At 69.9% G+C, this 19,969-nt stretch carries 11 protein-coding genes and 1 pseudogene; 7 read left to right on the forward strand and 5 right to left on the reverse strand.

What is annotated here, in order from left to right; translation table 11 throughout:
* Positions 1–51 precede the first annotated feature (51 nt).
* From ACIGXM_RS29830 to ACIGXM_RS29845, 4 genes are all read left to right on the forward strand, one after another.
* A complete protein-coding gene (locus ACIGXM_RS29830) occupies positions 52–2,283 on the forward strand; it encodes a hypothetical protein (protein ID WP_396566277.1) in 2,232 nt (743 codons plus the stop codon).
* Between the two features lie 55 nt (positions 2,284–2,338).
* Positions 2,339–5,827: a hypothetical protein gene (locus ACIGXM_RS29835; RefSeq protein ID WP_396566279.1), complete on the forward strand. Its 3,489-nt coding sequence runs from the start codon at positions 2,339–2,341 to the stop codon at positions 5,825–5,827.
* A 78-nt stretch (positions 5,828–5,905) separates the two neighbouring features.
* On the forward strand, positions 5,906–7,540 hold the full coding sequence (locus ACIGXM_RS29840) for a hypothetical protein (protein ID WP_396566281.1): 1,635 nt from the start codon (positions 5,906–5,908) through the stop codon (positions 7,538–7,540).
* A 787-nt stretch (positions 7,541–8,327) separates the two neighbouring features.
* Entirely contained in the window at positions 8,328–9,578 is a 1,251-nt protein-coding gene (locus tag ACIGXM_RS29845; protein WP_396566283.1) for a tyrosine-type recombinase/integrase, read from the forward strand.
* A 117-nt stretch (positions 9,579–9,695) separates the two neighbouring features.
* Here ACIGXM_RS29845 and ACIGXM_RS29850 read toward each other — a convergent pair whose 3' ends face one another.
* The 4 genes from ACIGXM_RS29850 to ACIGXM_RS29865 all read right to left on the reverse strand — a co-directional run bounded on the left by ACIGXM_RS29850 (position 9,696) and on the right by ACIGXM_RS29865 (position 13,695).
* On the reverse strand, positions 9,696–9,896 hold the full coding sequence (locus ACIGXM_RS29850) for a hypothetical protein (protein WP_396566285.1): 201 nt from the start codon (positions 9,894–9,896) through the stop codon (positions 9,696–9,698).
* Positions 9,897–10,609: 713 nt separating this feature from the next.
* On the reverse strand, positions 10,610–11,677 hold the full coding sequence (locus tag ACIGXM_RS29855; RefSeq protein ID WP_396566287.1) for an NAD-dependent epimerase/dehydratase family protein: 1,068 nt from the start codon (positions 11,675–11,677) through the stop codon (positions 10,610–10,612).
* Positions 11,678–11,812: 135 nt separating this feature from the next.
* Positions 11,813–12,547: a G1 family glutamic endopeptidase gene (locus tag ACIGXM_RS29860; protein WP_396566289.1), complete on the reverse strand. Its 735-nt coding sequence runs from the start codon at positions 12,545–12,547 to the stop codon at positions 11,813–11,815.
* A 1,013-nt stretch (positions 12,548–13,560) separates the two neighbouring features.
* Positions 13,561–13,695, reverse strand: coding sequence for a hypothetical protein (locus tag ACIGXM_RS29865; RefSeq protein ID WP_396566291.1), 135 nt, complete (start codon positions 13,693–13,695; stop codon positions 13,561–13,563).
* 430 nt (positions 13,696–14,125) lie between these two features.
* Here ACIGXM_RS29865 and ACIGXM_RS29870 point away from each other — a divergent pair.
* From ACIGXM_RS29870 to ACIGXM_RS29880, 3 genes and pseudogenes are all read left to right on the forward strand, one after another.
* A pseudogene (locus tag ACIGXM_RS29870) lies at positions 14,126–15,440 on the forward strand (chloride channel protein); the annotation flags it as partial.
* 698 nt (positions 15,441–16,138) lie between these two features.
* On the forward strand, positions 16,139–17,449 hold the full coding sequence (locus ACIGXM_RS29875; protein WP_396566293.1) for a cation:proton antiporter: 1,311 nt from the start codon (positions 16,139–16,141) through the stop codon (positions 17,447–17,449).
* 207 nt (positions 17,450–17,656) lie between these two features.
* On the forward strand, positions 17,657–19,201 hold the full coding sequence (locus tag ACIGXM_RS29880; protein WP_396566295.1) for a Na+/H+ antiporter: 1,545 nt from the start codon (positions 17,657–17,659) through the stop codon (positions 19,199–19,201).
* A gap of 31 nt (positions 19,202–19,232) precedes the next feature.
* Here the strand turns inward: ACIGXM_RS29880 and ACIGXM_RS29885 are convergent, their stop codons facing one another.
* Positions 19,233–19,901 (reverse strand): response regulator, encoded by a 669-nt coding sequence (locus tag ACIGXM_RS29885; protein ID WP_396566296.1) that lies wholly within the window; start codon positions 19,899–19,901, stop codon positions 19,233–19,235.
* Between the last annotated feature and the right edge of the window lie 68 nt (positions 19,902–19,969).

A 19,969-nucleotide genomic window follows, 5' to 3' on the forward strand; every position in this document is an offset into this window, starting at 1 on the left:
GGGGAGCGGCAACCCGCCTCCGCAGCCGCCCCCTTGTCGAAAGGCACGCTCATGACCACCACGCCCGAATCTGGGCCCCGGCCCTTCACCGTCCCCACGGCCAAGCACCGCACCCGGTTCTTCGACCACCGCATCCCCTCGCTGTACGCCGGCCGCTACGTGATCAACAACCGGCAGGTCCTCAAGGGCGTCGACGGCACCGACCACGAGATCGACGCCACACCACAGCCGTTCGACGTCATCGAACCGCGGTTCCATATCGACCCGGGAGGGATCAACGCCCGCTTCCCGGTACCCGACGCCACCGGCACCTACAGCCAGATCCTTCCGCACATCAACCTCGACGCCCCCGGCCTGCCGTGGAACCGGCCGCTGGTGGCCGGTTCCCCCGAGGACCAGGAAGGGGTGCCGTGGATGGCGCTGCTGGTGTTCCGGGAGGACGAACTGCCCGAGGACCCCGACGCCGTCGGCCTGGTCACGGCCGGCACCGTGCGCGCACTCCTCACCCGTGGCCTGGGCCCGGGTGAACCGCCGAACCTGCCGGAGGAGAGTCTGCGGGAGGAGGAGTACGAGGAGCAGTGCGCGACGATCCTGGTGCCCGCCGCCCTGTTCGACAAGATCAAACCCCTGCCCGTGGAGATGGGTTACCTCGCCCACGTCCGCGAGGGCGGCCCGCCCGACGCGACCATGGCCGCGGCCGACCCGGCTCCGGACGAGGAGCAGCTCAACGCCATCGTCGTCGCCAACCGGTTCCCCGCCGCGGCGGGTGGCCGGCACGTGGTGCACCTGGTCTCCCTCGAAGGCTTCCACCAGTACCTGAACGCTCCCGCTCCAGCTGAGGACGTGCGGCTGGTCTCCCTCACCTCCTGGGCCTTCACCACCGTGCCCGACACCGGCATCGGCTTCGGGGACCTGGCCCAGCATCTGGCCACCACCGACGGCGAAACCCCCCGCGGCGCGGAGGAGTTGCGACTGCGCCTGCCGGTCGATGCCCCGCCCAGCCCGAACGCCGAGCAGCGCGAGGCCCTGGACCGCATGGCGGGCGGCGCGCTCGCCCTGCCGCAGCGCCTGGAGACGGGCGAGCGCACCGTCGCCTTCCACCGCGGGCCGCTCACCGCCCGACCGGCGCGCGAGCTGCCCCCGCCCGCCGCCGTCCGGCTGGAGTCATCCGGCGAGGCGCTGATCTACCTGGAGAAGTACGGCGTCTTCGACACCTCCTACGGCGCCGCCTTCACCGCCGGGCGCCTGCTCGCCCTGTCCGACGCCGAATTCCGGACCGGACTGCTGGAGTTCCGCTCCGCCGCCCGCTCCGCCGTACGCCGCCTGGCCAGTCATCCAGAACTCCACTCGGTCGACGGCATGGTGACGGCCAGGCAGCTCACCGCGCCGCTGGCCTTCGAAGCCTTCGACCGCATGCTCCTGGACGACGACGGCACCCGCTTCACCCGCGCCGTGGACCAGGCCGGCCCGCAGCTGCGGGCCGGCCTGCGCCGCACCGCCACCGCCGCCCGGCAAGCCCGGACCACGGCCGACGTGCGGGCCCTGGTCTCCCAGCCGGGCGTCGCCACCCTCCTCACTCAGGCCGCCCAGGACGAGTTCACGACCGTGTCCGGCTGGCTGGACCGGCTGCGCCGACTGGAGATGCTCGGCTTCGAGCACCTGGTCCCCGACAGCCGGATGCTGCCGCCGGAGTCCATCCGCTTCGCCTACGTCGATGCCGGCTGGGTGCGCGCGGCCGTCGACGGGGCCCTGAGCGTCGGCGTCGGCCACGCCCTGGACGCCGACCTCAACCAACTGGCCACCACCGGCGGACCGGTACCGGCCTGCGCGGTCCTGATCCGCTCCGCGCTCGTACCGAACTGGCCCAAGGCCATCATCACCGCCTACGCGGGCACCGACGTGGTCGAGCCGCTGCGCAGCGACGTCTACGGCACCGACGTCCGCCTGCTGCTCTACCCGGAGGTGAACGGCCGGCTGATCGACCGGCTCGAACTGGCCGAGCCGCCGCGCGGCATCTGCTTCGGCATCGGCGACGTCGGCACGATCGAACTGCGCGAGATCAGCGGGGAGCGCATCGGCTACCCCAAGGGCGAGTTCCCGCAGCCGGCCGGCTTCGGCCGCTTCCTGCGCCCCGGCGACGCGGACGTGCTCAACGTCCACGGCACCGGCGACGCGCTGGTACCCGCCCTGGACCGGGCCCACGGGGCTCAGCTGTCCTCCGCGCAGTTCGCGCTGCAGATGATCAACGCCCCGCAGGCGCAGACCTTCTCCTACCGCCCCTGACCGGCACTCTGCCCGACCCCAAGCCCTGATGCTCGTGTGAAAGGACCGATGGGCCATGTCCGTGGACAACACCCTGGTCGTGCCGGTCGAGGTGGCCGCCCTCGCCGTCAACCGGCAGACCCGCGACACCGGAGAAGAGCACGTCTTCCAGCGTTGGAACACCAACTTCAAGTCCATCGGGCAGGGCGTGGCGTGCGAGCCGGCGCCCTTCGACGGCCTCGAGGAGTGGAGCGGGCGGGAGGACCGGCTCGGCGTGTATCTCAAGTGGGAGCTGCCCGCCGCCCTCACCCGCGGTCGGCACGACGACGAGGAAGGCGTCGGCGGCTTCCCGCTGGTGCCCAACCGGTGGCTGGTCGTCCGCCACGCGAAGGGCACGCGCAGGCTCAAAGCCTGGATCGTCGAGAGCGACTACCTCGACCCGATGGACGGCACCGTCTCCTTCCAGGAACCCGACTCCTTCCAGGACCTGGCCGGCGCTGCCCCGCAGGCGACACTCATCGGCAAGTGCCACGAGCTCACCGGCCCCTGGCAGGAGCCGACCGGACGGCGCGCACCGTTCCTGACCGCGATCGGCCCCGGCCTGCTCACCTTCTCCGTCTTCCAGCCCTACAACACCAACGTCTTCTCCCTGCACGACGCCCTGGACGGTGTCGAGGAGCGGGAACGGCTGAGCTACTTCGTCGCCGGCTGGTACGCCGACCCGGACAGCGACATCCTCGCCGGCCCCGAGAAACTCCCCGAGCACCTAGCGAACGTCCTGCGGCGCCTGGAGTGGACCCAGCCACCCGGCTCCGGCAGCGGGATCCGTAGCTCCGTCTACACCGGCACCGTCCTCGGCCTGGACTGGGACCTGACCGGTCCGATTCCCGCCTCCCCATGCCCGAACCGCGACGACGTCACCGTGGCGGTCGCCAACACCATGGCCGAGGCCGCGGCCGAACTCGGCACCCAGGCCGACGGCCCGGACGCCTTCTCCACGGCCGAGGCCGACCTCTTCCGCGCCTTCCTGCTGGGCGGCACCGAGGCCCTCGCGGAACGCGACCGCCCCGAAGCGGACATCCTCACCAACCGCCGCGCCCACGACACCGCCTTCGGCCCCGTCTCCGGCGGCTACCGCTGGTTCATCGGCGAACGCGGCGCCGACCCCGGCCAGATCCCCTCGACCGCCACCGCGACCGCCCGGCGCACCGCCCGCGCGGCCGAGGCGGAGACCATCGCCGACCTCAACCGCAAGCAGGCCGAACACGACGCCACCGAAGCCGAACTCGACGCCGCCCGCGAACGCCTCTACCACCTGTGGTGGCTCAACCACCTGGCGAAGCAGTCCGACGAATTCCAGGAGCGCATCGAAGGCGAACTCGACCCCGCCAACCCCGACGGCGCGGCCGGCCACGTCATCGCCCTCGCCCAGCGCCTGACCGAGCAGCGCCGCACCCTGCCCTGGGGCAAGACCGAAGCCAAACTGGCAGCCAGCATCGACACCCACCACCCCGCCTTCGGAGCCCGCTCCGCCCGACGGCTGATCCGCGTCCCCGCCCAGGACTACGAGTACAGCGCAGACCCCGTCATCGCCCTGCAGGGCGCACGCCTGCACGCACCGCTCACCCGCGGCACCGCGCTGCCCTGCCGCACCCCCGAGCACCTGGTCACCCGCGCCTCCGGCATCACCACCGGCGACGTCGCCGACCTCGCCGGCCAGGTCGACCTCACCAACCTGCCCCCGTGCTTCCACGCCCTGCTGACCGAATTCCTCATCCTCGACCGGGCACTCGCCACCGGAGGGATCCGCGACGTCACCGGCACCCTGCCCGAATACGGCACCGCTGCCTGGGAGATGCCGTGGCAGCCGCTGTATCTGCTGTGGAGGGCCGTGTACCACCCGCTCCCGTTCCGCGACGGCGACACCGCACACTGGGAGTTCGTCGAACGCTCCCGCTACCAGTGGCAGGGCACCGGCACCCCCGGCGAACCGCTGACGATCTCCGGACGGCAGACCCTCGCCCCCTCCGCCGGACACGTCCTCGACGGAGCCCTCGTCAGCTACGCCCGTCTCCGCGACGGGCTCCCCGCCGACAGCGTGCGCAACCTGCGCGCCGGTGTCCGCAGCACCGACCAGCTCTCCCAGACCCTCGACGGCTTCGGCACGGCCATCGCCCAGCGCCAGGCCCAGGCGGGCCTCCAGCCCACCGGCGACATGGCCGGCCTCATCGGCAACGGCAACTACCCCCCGCCGGACCCCGGCGGCCTCCCGGCCAGCGACTGGGACCCCTGGCCCCCCTCCGCCTTCCAGGAACTGCGCGCCGGACAACTCGAGTTCCAGGAACTGTCCGTCGTCGACCGCTTCGGACGCGCCGTCAACCTCATCGGCCTGGCTAGCCACTTCCGGCCCGAGATGCCCCTCACCATGCGACCGGCCCACCCGGTCAGCAGCGACGACAGCGGACGCTTCGTCGAACTCGGCCCCCGCCTGCTCCAGCCGGCCCGGCTCAACTTCGCCTTCCTGTCCGCCACCGGTGACGAGGACACCGACCTGGTCCCCGGCGCCAACCCCGTCTGCGCCTGGCTGCTCCACAACCGCCTCGACAAGTCCCTCGTCGTCCACGCACCCGACGGCACCTGTCTCGGCGACCTGCGCGTCACCCTCAACACCGCCGGCCAACTGGAGGTCTCCTGGACGGCCCTGCCCGGCTCCGGCCTGACCGACTTCGAAGACCTGGCGACGCTCTCCGAGCACACCCACAACCTGCTGAGGGTCATCAAGGACCGCGGTCCGGACACCTTCGACGCCTTCCGCGCCACCGTCGACCAGACCCTGGAGACCATCGACCCCGACGGACCGGCCGACCCCGGCCTCGGCTTCCTCCTCGGCCGACCCCTCGCCCTGGTCCGCACCCGCCTCACCCTGCACCTGCGCGGCCCCCTGCGCACCGACAACAGCTGGCAGAACCTCTTCGACCCGCCCCAGCCCCAACTCCCCACCTATCCCTGGATGATCCGCCTCGGCGAAGCGCGGCAGAGCGACGACGGCCTGGTCGGCTACGTCCTCGCCGACGACTACGACCACTTCGAGACCGTGATCGACCCCACCCCCGGCAGCGGCGGCTACCTGCGGCCGATCGGCGACAAACCCCGCCTGGAACTCGACTTCGGCGAGCACAGCACCACCGTCGCCACCGTCCTGTGCGACCCGCGCGCCGCCGTCCACGCCACCACCGACATCCTCTCCACCCAGCGCGTGTTCGTCCCCCAGGAGTTCACCGACCAGGCCATCGCCCGCATGACCGTCAACTTCCGCACCGGCCCCCTGCTCGCCGCAACCACCGGGCTGCGCAACGCCCAGGACCAGGTCCAGGAGACCGTCCTGATGCCCGCACCGGTCGGCATCACCGGCTCCTGGAGCTGGACCGAGAAGCGCGGAACCGCCTGGGAGAACCTGCCGATCCTCAGCCAGGACCAGCACGACCTGCCGCTCGCCGAGCCCGAGCTCCGCTCCGGCTACCTCACCCTCGGCGACGGCGCCGCACACTCCGCCGCCGAGAGCTGACCCCCAACCACCAGCCCCGCCCCGCGCCGCCCGCCGACGGCGGCGCGACACACACCCGCCGACCCGAGGAGCATCACCATGACCCTGGTCGCCCCCACCCGCACCACGGACACCGCCGCTCAGGAACCGCTGCTGTCCTACGACCTCACCACCAACCCCGACCCCCTCAAAGCCTCCCCCGAAAACCCCGCGAGCCCCGAGGAAATCGGCGAACTCATCATCGTCGGCTCGCGGCGCAGCGGCACTCCGGCCGACGTCGAGTGGATCAAGGTGAAAGTGCCGGCCGGACCGATGTCACCGGACCTGGCCACCGACCTCTCGCGCATCACCCCACGGATCAGCCTCAAAGGTTGGACCGTCCAACTGAACGCGGCGACCAAGGAATTCGTCTTCACCCCGGCAGCAAGCCACGAAACGATCGGGCCCGACACCGGATTCACCATCCAGCTGTCACAGATCCCGATCAACCGAAAAGTCGGCACCTCTCCCATCACCGTGACCGAACGCTCCCGCACCGGCAACAGCGCCTACCAGGACCGCACCACCGAGTTCAGCGTGGGGAAATTCCCCCCCGACTTCTACCTGCGCAACCTCATCGCCAACCCCCTCGTCATCGACAACGGCTGCGAAACCACCCTCACCTGGGAACGCTCCACCAACGCCACCTACGAACTGCTCTACGCGGACACCAGCCTCAACGTCACCAACGAAACCACCCGCACCATCACCAACATCAAATCCGACACCACCTTCTACCTCCGCGGCACCACCGGCGACCCCACCAACCCCGTCACCCGCATCCTCACCGCCCAGGTCACCGTCCGCCGACCCGACCTCGACGTGCGCGACCTCAAGGTCCGCGGCAAACTCTACGTAGATTTGGAGGGTGAGCTTATCGTCAACGGAAAATATTGCTGGATTCATACGCTCGACATCGGCAATTCCCTGAAAGTGGATCACATCCATTCAAAGCATGAAGACACCATCAAGCTCTCGACTGTAACCGTCACCGGAAACATCAGCGCGAACGGCGATGTCAACATTGCACCCGACAAGGAACTAAGGGTCGCGAGCATCGCGAGCCCTCACGGCCATCCAGCATTCAACCTCAGATCCGGAGTGGTGCAGATCGAAACGGCGGTGTCGGCGACGCATCCAGTACTACTACAAAAAGATCAGTACTTGGCCGTCAATGAAATTCGCCCGGCGGTTGGGACCTCAACGGTAAACATCACTGATGGACTCAGCATCACGGGCCCAATCACCGGCCCGCTCAGCGTCACCGGCCCGCTCAATGCCAACGGCCCGCTCAATGTCAACGGCACTGTGTCCCTGGCCGGATCTCCAAGCTTGCTGCCCGCCCATCAGAGCAGTTACCGGACGTTTTCTGCCAGTACATCAGGGCTTGTCATCGGGGTAGCCAATGTAACCAATTCCGGGTCCAGGGGAACCATCTATGTCGCAACTGGCGGACATCAAACGCATTCCAGGTGGGAGCATCCCGGCTCAGCAACCGTGGTCGCCCTGGTCAAGAAAGACCAGACCTTCACCATCGGCCCTTCCGAACCCTCCTACAGCACAACGTGTGAATTCTACTGGCTACCGTTCGGCGCGGGCAGCGCCATTCCGACTTCCATGAATGACGCCGAACAGCTTGCAGAGCGTGCCGACGGTGCCCAGCCCCCGCAAACAGAAACGGACGCGGAAACCTGATTCCCCTCATCCCACGGTCCGGTCCGGAGGAGCTCCCTGGCCCTGATGTTCGTTGATCCATGCGGCGGAGGCGGCCCGGCGGAAACCGGAAATTCACTTCCTCCCCGTCCTGAATCAGGGCAATGATGTCGTCATGCCGAGAACATTCGACGACCTCGTGGCGGAGGACTAAATCGGTCTCCGCGGTGGGATGGGACTCCTTCTGGCTGGACGGCCGGGCACCCGAAGAGCTTCTGTATGAGCCGCCAGTATCTGGTGAGCTCACGACTGGCCGCGCGGTCAGCGGTACTGGATATCCACACCGGCGGGGATGAGGTCCTGGCCAGAGCGGAGTGCAGAGGGGAAGACGCTGGTCGGCTCGGTAGAGCGACGCGCGCTGACCAGCACCACCGAAAGTGAGACAGGGCCGAAGACCGCTCAGACCCGTGTCGCGCGACCATCTCCGCTACGAGCGCGAAGCACTGCTTCCGCCTCTGGTCATGTCCCCTGTAGTGGCGTAACCCCCAAGAGGAGAGGTAGCACATGACAACCGTCGAGGGGCTTTCCCATCCACTGGTGCGTCGTAGTTACGTACCGTAACGACCTCCGATTGTCCGCATCGTCTGCGCAGGTACCACGGCAACCGCCCGTACATCGGCACGCCCAGCGGGTCCTCACCGCAAGCCGCAGGCCAGACCCCCAATTCCGCGTTGGTGATCGCATGGTGGTCGCAGAGGACCGTCTGGGCGGTTGCACCGGTAGCCTCCACGAGCCGATCGAGGATCAACTGCCGCAGGAGGCTGGAGAAGTGCGCAAGTCAGGACGGCCGGGCCGGGTCTACCGCCGGTGCGGGTGCCGTGATGCCAGCCGGCGCCAGCTCGGCGCAGCGTGCCCGCGCCTGGTTGAGGAGGAGCACGGCACGTGGACGTTCGCCGTCGACGTTCCTTCCCTGAGCGGCCGCAGGCGCACAGTGCGCCGCGGCGGCTTCGAGGACGCGTTCGCCGCCGAGACGGCGCTGCGGCGCTTCCTCGAAGGCCGGCGGCTGGGCTTCGACGCCGACCCGCACGAGACCGTGGCGGCCTACCTCACCAAGTGGCTCAAGGGCATGGAGTTCCTGCTCAAGCCCACCACCTACGCCCGCTACCGCACCTACGTGCTCTGCGAGTTGATACCCGTCTTCGGCAAGCTGCGCCTGGAGGAGCTCGCCCACGGCCACATCGCCGCCTACGCCCACGAACAGCTCGAACCCGGCCGCGGACGCCAGGCCGTCTACCACTGCCTCGCCACGCTCTCCAGCGCCCTGGGCACGGCCGTGCGCACCCACCGCCTGCCCTTCAACGCCGCCCAGCCCCTGCCCATGCGCAGGCCCCGCCCCGACGAGCGCGTGCCCTGGAGCGCGGAGCAGGCCGTCGCCTTCCTGAGTCACTGCCGAGGTGTCGACCCCGCGTTCGCCGACCTCTTCGAGGTCATCATCGGAACCGGCCTGCGCAAGGGAGAGGCACTCGGGCTTCAACGCCAGTGCGTCCGGATCGACGACCGCGTCATGTACATCCGCCACACCCTCTCCGCCATCGACAACCACGAACTCGTCCTGACCGCGCCGAAAACGAAGAAGAGCCGCAACTGGGTGCCCCTGTCGGAGCGTGTCGCCGCCGCCCTCCAGCGCGCCATGGCCAGGAGCACCTCCACCGGCAACGATCACGTCTTCCAGGGCCCCGATGGCGAGCCCCTGCACCCGGCCACGGTCCGCCGGCGCTTCCACGAACTGCGCGAACAAGCCGGGTTGCCTCACGTGACCATCCACGACCTGCGACACCTCGCCGCCACCCTCGCCTTGGAAGGCAACGTCTCCATGGCCGTCATCTCCAAGACCCTGCGGCACTCCACGCTCTCGACCACCGCGAACATCTACAGCCACCTGACCTGGGACGTCGCCATGGCCGCAGTGCACACCATCGAAGCCAGGCTCCGCCTCGTCGAAGCCCGCGCCCGCTACGGCGCCGACACCCTCGTCGGCAGCAGCTCCATGCCGAACCCGCTATTCAGCCACGCGGCCTGACAGCCACCCGGCTTCAGCTGAATCAGCCCACCGAGCCGCTCAAGCCGCGGCGAGTGCCGACAAAGTAGCCAGCACACTGCCGGTTCGGAATGACGCCAACTCAGACCTGCTGCGCCATCAGGACAACTGACGCCGCAGGTTCCACGGGCATGCCCATTTTCCGAGAAACCGCGCGCGTTTCAGCGCTGGAAAGGCGTCCGACCAGCCATCGACTGCGCCCGACCATTCGGCTGAACAAACAAAAGCCGCATTGTGGTTGCGCCAGAGCACCACCGCCCGCAGGATGCGCCCGCCGAGGCGACGTGAACGAGCGTTCACGACCACACTGCGACCACCACAGCAAAAAGGCCGCTCCCACCTCTCGATGGAAACGGCCTCCGACCTGCGTAAACGCTGGTCGGGACGACAGGATTTGAACCTGCGACCCCTTGACCCCCAGCGGCCGAACGGGTGTTTGACTGATGTTCACCAGTCCGAATCAAGCAGGTCAGGGCCTATCTCATCCGCTCCGCGCGACACCTGATGCTGCCTCATGACGCCCCATCCGTGAGAGGCGCGTGAGAGGCGGTACGCGAGAGCCACATCGGCCGTGATGTTCATCACAGCCTCATTGTAGCCTCGCTCGCCCGGGGCGACTCGACCAGATCCTCTGACTTTCCTAATTTTCTGCCGGTCTCCGAATTCGCGAGGTCCGCGAAAACGCCCTGCATTTTACTGGTCCGGCAGGACTCGAACCCGCGGCACGCCGCTTTGCCGCAAGCCGGGGATCACGCGGCGTGCCCGGCACACAGGCACCCGACGCCTACTCGATCCACTCCTGGCCGGCCGCTCGGGATACCGCTCGATCAGCAGCGTCCGACCCCCGACCCCCTCGAAGACCTCCTCGCCGGCATCCACGGCTGCTGGCTCCGCCACAGCGAATACGCCCAACTCAACGACATCGAAGACGATGAGGAACGCGGGGCCGAAGGCCACCAGCACCACGGCCGCGCACGCCCATGTTGCTTCCTTCGCTGGAAGAGGGAGGGTAGTCACCCGGCCGTGCGAACCTCGGCCAACAGTGCCGTCACCCCGCGACGGGGACGGTAGCCGAGCACCGAACCCGCCCGTGCCGACACGTACACCCGGTCGATCGACGTCGGCAACGCCCATCCGTGCCGGTCGAACCCGGCCGCCACCTCAGGGACCCGCTGCGTGATGAGCGCGGCCGGATCGTGTCGCAGCCGCCGTCGGTCCTGCGCCCTCCACCACGGATAGGGGCCGGCGATGTTCAACACCCCGGCCGCCTCCTGGGGCCGATGGACGGCGAGCAGGTGGGCCTCTGCCACGTCTGCTATGTCCACTCCCCGGTAGAGCCGGTGCCGGGCAAGGACCGCCGGCGGTTCGGGGAAGCACCGGGCAATGCGCAGACACACCGTGCTCATCGCGCCCGCCGCGGAGAGCACCAGGCGTTCGGCCGCGAGTTTCGTCTCGTCGTAGATGTCGCGTGGCCGGCAGGTGACGTCCTCGGTGATCCAGACCGCCTCGTCCGCCGGGTCCAGCGCGTGCCCGTACACTGAGGTCGAGCTCGTGTAGACGAATCGGCGAACGCCCGCCGCGGACGACGCGTCCAGCAGGTCCCGGGTCGCCCCGACGTTGATCTCGCGGAACTCGTCGTCCGAGCGCACGCCGACGTGCGGCGCGTGCAGAGCCGCCGTGTGGACGACTGCCCCGGCTCCGGGCAGCGCATGGCGCCACGCCGCGGGGTCGCGCAGTTCCGCCACCACGGATGTGTCGGGGGATGGCAGGCGGTCGACACCGACGACCAGGTAGCCTGCGGCTCTGAGACGGCGCACGATCGCCGACCCGACCAATCCGGCGCTCCCGGTCACCACGACATGCTTCGGCTGCTGCATCGTGAACCCTCCGGTGAACTGAAACGGCATGTCCCACCGCCACGAGCGTAGGACCTCCCTGGAGTTGGGGGTCGAGCCGGCCTCGTATCGACCCTCAACGTGACTCTGTCGCTCAATTCGCGGGCCCGACCTGCCGGAACTGCGGACCTCCGGGAGCAACCCGAACCCGCCCGACGCGATCCGCCGGTAACCGGGCCCGGCCACGCGCCCTGGCTGTGCGCGGGCTGGGCGGCGTTCGTCGCCAGCCGCCCTGCCCGGATCCTGCCGAACGCTCCGGCCGATCGGAACCGCCCACCGGCCGAGCGGCGGGCGGTTCTCGTACCGAGTTCGGGCCGCGGATCAGGCGCGGAGCCAGGTCATGGTGAACTGGCCCCCGTTGAGCCTGGAGTTGTGGGTCAAGGGGGTGTTCCCGCGTTCGATGTCGTCGGAGTTGGGCGTGCCCGCGCTCGCGAGTGGCACGCCGTTCGCGGTCGCGTTCCTGAACGTGATGCTGCCGAAGTTGGCGACCGCCGGAATCTTGTTGCCGAGGTCTTCGAGTATCACCTCGGCCGAGGAGAGATCGGCGGTGCCGGTCTCGTGGAAGGTCTTGGACCAGCCCTGGGTGGTGTCGGACTCCGTCAGGGTGAAGTTCGTGCCCGTGACGTTGACGGACGCCTTGATGGCGTCACCGGCCTGGATCGTGTCCGTGAAATAGGTCGGGCCTGCCGGGTACATCTCGACCCACGGGTGGTATTCGGCCTTCCCGTGGCCGCAGTCCTGGTCGAGACCTATCTGCTCGACGGTGCCCGAGTAGTAGCCGTCGAGACCGACCCAGGGCGAGACCGCGCTGCTCGGGGTCGTCGTGCAGTCCAGGCTCGGCACGTTCCAGTCGGCGCTGACCGACGTGAACGTCCCATCGGTGTCGCTGTAGCCGCCCCAGATCTCGTTGGCGTGCATGGCGTGGTCGTAGTGCGGGAAGGACGCGCCGGCGGGCGCCGCCTCGGCCACCGAGACGGACGAGCCCAGCGCTGCCACAAGCAGCGTTGTCACGATCGCGATCCGGGACTTGGCAATACGGTGCACGTGTCGGGTCATGGTGAGTTCCTGTTCTGTCATGGACGGGCTGCGACGGATGTCGGTGTCGCGACTCGGTGCGGGGACGGATCCCCGCAACCGCCATGGGGTTGGCCACTGCGAGCGGTCGACGGGGACGCAGCCACGTGATCGGTTGTCGCCCGCCGACGGAAACCGCGGTGCAAGGGGGGTGTCGTGCCGCAGCTGCGCATATGTCAGCCGATGGGGGCAATGGCCCGAGCGGCGTAGACCATCCCGCGGCTCGGGTCGCTCCTGGGGGACGACGCGAAGCGGCATGGGCGCCTCGTCGTGCTGCGGCAGCGCGTGTGGCCCCTTCCTGCGAACTCGCCGTCGGCTGTCTGCCGTTCGCGGTTCCGAGGGCGACCGCGGCTGTGGGACGGTGCCCTGCATATGCCTCTTCAGTGATTCATGGATGCGGCCGATCTGTTGATGTGGGGGATCAATCGGATGCTGCGCGTCGTACGTCGAGGCGCGCTGCAGGCGCCTGTGCGAAAGCGGTCCATCGAGCGGTCGGCTCCGGGTCCCGAAGTCGGTCCGCCGTGTCGTCGGGCTACCGCTGGACGGTGATCCGCAGCAGGGAGTTCATCCGCAGGACCGGGCGGCCCTTCGACGCACGTGCGGCGTCGAACAGCCGAAGAAGCCGCTGTTGGACTGCGGGCAAGGCTGCGTGCTGGACGCGATACGGATGACCAGAAGCGGTCCGCGCCGCACAACGGGAGTTCATGGGCCGATACCTTTGGATGTCACGGGTGTTGAGGTGTCCGCGCGCCGGCACAAATCGTGGCGCCCAGCCCTGTTCCGGGAATACGGGAAAAGACCAGGGCGGCCCACGAGTTGCCCCGGCCGACGACCGGGCGAGAACGAACATAGACGGTTTTCGGCGCGTTCACCGCCCTCCGGCAGCAATTTCTGACTCCGCTAAGCAATGCCTCATGTCCCGCTTCGCCAGACTCCCGGAGCGGAGCCCGCCGGCCTGCCGACTTGCCCTGAACCGCGCTCCGGAGCACCGGGGTTCACATGCGCTGGTGACGCCGCGTCGTCCCCACGCGCACCCCGATCAGCTGTTCGGCGTATTCGGCGAGCTCGTCGACTGAGCCGCAGCGTTTCCCTGCGAGGACAGAGTGGGTCTGGGCATGATCGGTGGTCATGCGATGGTCCTGGATCTATCTGTTGACGCGCAGGTCGTTGGAGCTGGTGGGTCTACGGCTGCTCGGCAGCGCGGCGAGCCCCCAGGGTTTTCACGCGGGACAAGGTCCAGGTCGTCGACCGCCGTGACCTGCGCCGGCGAGCCCGGCTCGACCTTGACCTGGCGTGCGTTCTCGGGCCGGCCGGACAGACGGAGCCCCGGCGCCCAGGGGTCCGACTCTCCCGCCTGCATCAGTACCCGGCACCAGGGCACGGGAATGGGCACGAGTGAGCCCTGCACGAGCACGGAGAACGCCGCCGAGCCGGCATCCGCTGCTGAACCCATCGGTCAGGAGCGACGGCCGTCCCGTCCGCGATGCGAATCGCCGAACGCGAATGCGACAGCTGGCACCATGACCACTCCGGCCACGAACAAACGGCTAGCCTTGCACGATGCGAAGCCCGGGTGGATCACCGCAGTTCACCGCGACCGCAGGGCGGATCGGCCTGGCCGCGCTCGCCGTGGTTGTTGGTGCGGTGGCCGCCGGCGGCGCGCTCGTCTTCCGCTGGCTGCTGCGGGCCTTCACCCTGCTGCTGTCGGCCCATGCCGACTATGCGGCCGCCGACCATTCGGCCAATCCCCATCTGCCGTGGCTCGGACCGTGGTTCGTCCTGTTGGCGCCTGTGGTGGCCGGGCTGCTCTACGGGCCGCTGGTGCAGCGTTTCGCGCCCTCCGCCCGCGGCCTCGGCGTGCCCGAGGTGATGGACGCGGTCGCCCACCGGGGTGGGCGCATCTCGCCCGGGGTACCGGCCGTCAAGGCCCTGGCCTCTGCGCTGTGCATCGGCGGAGGAGGATCGGTGGACCGCGAGGGGCCGCTCGTCCAGATCGGCTCGGCGCTCGGCTCGGCCGCCGGGCGACTGGCACGGCTCCCGGAGCCCCAGCTGAAGATCCTGCTCGCGTGCGGAGCCGCCGGCAGCGTCGCGGCCACCTTCAACGCCCCTCTGGCCGGCATGCTCTTCGTTCTGGAACTCCTGCTGCGCGAATTGAGCATCGAAGCCTTCGGCCCGCTGGCACTCGCCACCACCGTCGCCACGCTGATCGGCCGCGAAGCCTACGGCCCCGCTCCCGTCCTCCATACGCCCCCGTTCACCGTGCCGCCCCTGTCCGCCTACCCGTTCTTCGTACTCCTCGGGGTGCTGGCAGGTCTGGTCGGTGTGGCCTTCGCGCACATCCTCTACCTCGTCGAGGATGCCTGCGACGTCGTCTGGCGGGGCCCCGAATGGGCCCGGCCCGCCTCCGGCGGCCTCCTCCTGGGCGGCCTGTTGCTGCTCCTGCCAGAGCTGTACGGGGTCGGCTACCCCGTCATGGAGAACGCGGTCAACGGCCAGTACGCCATCGGCTTCCTTCTGGTGCTACTGGTCGGGAAGATCATGGCGACCAGCCTGACCATCGGCATCGGCGGCTCCGGTGGAATCCTCGCACCCGCGCTGTTCATCGGCGCCACGCTCGGCTCCGCCTCCGGTCTGGCCGTGCAGCACCTCCAGCCCGGCCAGGCCGGACTGTACAGCCTCCTCGGCATGGCGGCCGTCTTCGCCGGTGCCGCCCGTGCCCCCCCTGGCCACGATTGCTTTGCTGCCCGAACTGACCGGCGACTACGTGCTGTTCCCCCCGGTCATGACCGCAACCGCGATGGCCGTCCTCGTCAGCAAGGCGCTCTCCCGCGGCACCATCTACACGCTCAAACTGCACCGGCGCGGAGTCGACCTCACCGATTGAGGCGCGGCGAACCGACCGGCTCGACACAGGAGGGGCCGACCAGCCCCATCCGATCGCACGAACCCTGAGTGCCACCGCCTCCGATTGCGCCCGAACCCCGCCGGGGACGGAAAGGGCCGCTTCCAGGGCATCCACGGCCTGCTTCCGGACGCAGTCCGCCGATTGCGGAAGCCCGGTTCCGGGCGTCGCTAGAGCGTGATCGAGCGCCGCTGTGCGCATCTTCATCACCTGTTCAAGCCGTATCAGCGCTGTTTCCTCGTGGAAGGCTCTGCGCAGAAGCTCGCTCGAGGGGAGACCTTGGTGACAGCCGGTGCTCCGTTCCGTGGCCACGGCCGCGACGGCCGCGACAAGAAGCGTCGCCGGCCGGGCGGCCGATCAGCTCATCCGATGACTGATCAGGAACACGGCAGCCGGCCGGGTCCGGCCGGTACTCGCGGGGCTCGCCCGGGTTGCTTCCGTGGCGTCTCTGCTGGGCCGTTACCGGCGGCCAGGGTCCACGCGGGAGCTCTGGCCGGCGGCGGTCCGACGCTCGCCGTCGCCCGGCCGAACCGGCGGCGGGCACTGATGGTGCTCCCGCCCCGAGCGGCTCACCCGGCTCTGGTGCTCCGGCCCCGGAGGAACGCATCGGCCGTGCGCCGGCACACCGGGGCAAGTGGCAGCGACAGACCCTGTTCGGCTGGTGGTGACTGATGGCCGGTCTGGAAGCGGATGTCCAGCCGTTGGTCCTGATCCCCGTCTGCGCGTTGGCTGCGCCGATCCTGGCGGACCGGTTGCAGCGGTGGTTGCCCATGCCGACGGTGGTGTTCGAGATCGTGCTGGGTGTGGTGGTGGGCCCTCATGTGCTGGGCTGGGCCCGGGCCGGTGACCTGGTGGAGATTCTCTCGCAGTTCGGCCTGGCGATGCTGATGTTCCTGGCCGGCTACGAGATCGACTTCGTGCGGCTGCGCGGCGAGCCGCTCAGACGGGCGGGCCTGGCCTGGGTTGCCTCGCTGCTGGCCGCCTTCGGCGTCGGTGTCCTGCTCCACCACGTCTCCTCCGACGACGTCTTCGCCGGACTCGCGCTCACCACGACGACCCTGGGCACCATCCTGCCCATCCTGCGCGACTGCGGTGATCTGGCCACCCCGTTCGGCGCGGTGGCCATGGCCACCGGGGCGATCGGTGAGTTCGGCCCGGTGATCGCCATCGCCGCCCTGCTGAGCGGCAACACGCCCGCGAAGACCGCGGCCGTGCTCGGAGCGTTCGCCGCTCTGGCCGGCATGGCCGTCCTGATCGCGCGCCGCCCCCACCCGCTGTGGGTGACCAGGCTGATCGGACGCACGCTGCGTTCCTCGGGCCAGTTCGCGGTACGCGCGGTGGTCCTGGTGCTCGCCGGGATGGTGGCCGCCGCCATCTGGCTCGGCGCGGACATGTTGATCGGCGCGTTCACCGCCGGGGCCGTCTCCAAGCTGCTGCTCGACCGGGCTCCCGAGTCCGCGGTGGAAGTGGTGGACGCCAAACTGGAAGGCATCGGATTCGGTTTCCTCATCCCCGCCTTCTTCGTGGTCAGCGGGATGGACTTCGACCTGCACGCCCTGCTGTCCGCACCCGGGGCCCTCCTGCTGCTCCCCTTCTTCCTCCTCCTGCTCGCGGTCACCCGGGGATTTCCCGCCGCCCTGCTCGCACCGCCCGGGCTCAGCCGCCGTGACCGCGTCGCCCTCGGCCTCTACGGCGCCACCGCACTGCCCCTGGTGGTCGTCATCACCACCAGCGAGGAGGACGCCGGCCGGCTCCGCTCCGCCACCGCCGCCGCGCTGGTCGGCGCCGCGATGCTGTCCGTCCTGCTGTTTCCCTTCCTCGCCGGGCACCTGCGCAGCAAGTCCCCGCGGCAGCACCGCCGTGCGCATCGCAAGCCACCGCGCAGGTGGGGGCACCGGCTGTCGGCCATCCCGGCCACTCGCCCGGCCACCCCCGCAGCCGTGACTCCGGCACCGTCGTCCCGGCACGGTGAGGCGGGTTGAGCCGGTCGTCCCACGACGCTCCTGCCCGCAGGAGACCGAAGGGCCGCCGTGCGCTGGAGCCCGGTGGCAGGCCAGCGTCTGTTCGCGCCGTTAACGTACCGATAAAATGATTCTCGGTGTGCCGGGAAGCCTGGTCGGCGTCGCGGGGGTACGGACTGCAGCAGTCGGCGGCAGCGCCCCCGCCTTCGTGATGCAGGGGCTTCGTCGATGCGTGCTGTGGGAACCGTCCTCTTCCTGGTGGTGCTGGCCACGGCCGTGGCCACGTTCGCCCGCCGATGGCGCGTCCCCGCTCCCTCCCTGCTCGTGCTCGCCGGTCTCGCGGTGGCGCTGATACCGGGTGCTCCCGCGCTCCACCTCCAGCCGGAGACGATCGGGCTGGTCGTGCTGCCGCCGCTGCTGTACGCCTCGGCGGAGGAGCTGTCGCTGCGCGACCTTCGGACGGTCTGGCGGCCGGTGACCGTCCTCGCCTTCGGCCTGGTGCTGGCCTCCGCGGCGGCGGTGGGCTTCGTCGCGGCCGCGGTGACCAGGCTCCCGCCGGTGATGGCGTTCGTGCTGGGCGCGGTGCTGGCCAGCACCGACCCGGTCGCGGTCACCGCGCTCGGCCGGCGCCTCGCGCTACCCGGCCGGGTCCAGGTGCTGGTCCAGGCGGAGAGCCTGTTCAACGACGCCACCTCGCTGGTGCTGTTCAAGGTCGCCGTCGGCGTCGCGGTCGCGGCCGGGGCGGTGAGCTGGCCCGCGGCCGGCGGCCAGTTCGTGGTCCTGGCCGGTGGTGGCAGCGTGATCGGCGCAGCGGTCGCCGGGGTGGTGGCGCTGATCCGACGGCGCACCGCGGATCCGGTGCTGGAGACGGTGATCGCGCTGGTCACCCCGTACGCCGCCTACGTGCTCGCGGAGTCGGCCCGCACCTCCGGGATCACCGCGGTGGTCGTCGCCGGGGTGCTGCTCGGCCGCTCCGGCCACCGCCTGAGCGATGCCCGGATCCGCCTGCAACTGCACGCCGTCTACGCGGTGGTGGTGTTCCTGCTGGAGAGCGTGGTCTTCAGCATCGTCGGGCTGGAACTGCCCACCCTGGTGCGTGCCCTGCCGGCTGGGCGCGGCTGGTGGCCGCTGCAGGCGCTGGCCATCGCCGCGGTGCTGATCGGCGTCCGGGTTCTGTGGATGCTCCCGCTGTCCACGGCCGTCCGACCGACCCGGGGCCGGCCCTCCTGGCGGGTGGCGACCGTGGTGACCTGGGCCGGCACCAGGGGCGTCATGCCGCTGGCCGCCGCGCTGTCCATCCCGCTCACCACCAGCGCGGGCACCCCGCTGCCCGGGCGGCCGCTGGTCCTCGTGCTCACCACCGCGGTGGTGGTCTTCACACTGGTCGTCCAGGGCCTGAGCCTGGCCCCCGTGGTCAACCGCTCCGGACTCGCCCTGGAACCGGAGCACACCGCCCGTGAGGAGGACGACGCCCGCGACACCCTCAACCGCGCCGCCCTCGACCACGTCGAGCACCTCGCGCAACTCGAAAGCGCGCCCGAAGCCGCCGTCGACCGCATCCGCCGAGGCCTGCACGCCCGCCTCGACCACACCGCCGACACCCCTGACGGCGGCACCGTCGACGCCGCCTACCGCGACCTGCGCCACGAGGTGATCGCCGTCCAGAACGCCGAACTGCGCCGCCTCTACGACGACCACCGGATCAGCGACACCACCCGACGCCGCCTCCAACTCGACCTCGACCGCGAGGAGACCGCGCTCGGCAACCGATGAACCGGTCGCGCCGTACTCGACCCATGAGGTCTCATGGGTCGAAGCGGTAGCCCAGTCCCGGCTCGGTGATCAGGTGCCGTGGACGGGCGGGGTCGGCCTCCAACTTGGCTCGCATGGCTCGGAGGTAGACGCGCAGGTAATTGGTGTGCTCCTCCTGGTCGGGGCCCCACACCTCGTGCAGGATCCGCCGGCGCGGCACGAGCCGGCCGGGCGTGGCAAGCAGCACGGCGAGGATCCGCCACTCGATGGGAGTCAGCCGGACCGGCCCGCCGGGTCCGGTCACGGTCATCGCGTGCAGGTCGATCACGTGCCTGCCCAGGGCCACCGCGCGCGGCGGGCCCGCCGGCCTGCGCAGGACGGCGCGCAGCCGGGCGAGCAGCTCGTCCATGAGGAAGGGCTTGGTGAGGTAGTCGTCCGCGCCCGCGTCGAGGGCGCGGACCTTCTCATCGAGGCTCTCGCGTGCGGACAGGACGATGATCGGCGCGGTCAGTTGCGCACGCAGAGCGCGGATGGCGTCGAACCCGTCCGCGTCGGGCAGGCCGGGGTCGAGCAGCACCGCGTCGGGCGCGGACCGGCTCGCCGCCTCGATCGCTTCCCTGCCGGTGCCGGCGGTGCGGACCGCGTAGCGGCGGGCGCGCAGGTTGAGATCGAGCACCCGCACGAGGTGTGGGTCGCCGTCGACCACCAGGATCACGCTCACTGTGCTCCCTTCGTGGCCGGGCGGGCCCCGGCCGGCTGCCGTTCGCGTCGCATCCTCACCCGGTGTGC

Origin of the sequence: Kitasatospora sp. NPDC052896, assembly GCF_044547075.1 — a bacterium.
In the GTDB taxonomy this organism is placed as follows: domain Bacteria; phylum Actinomycetota; class Actinomycetes; order Streptomycetales; family Streptomycetaceae; genus Kitasatospora.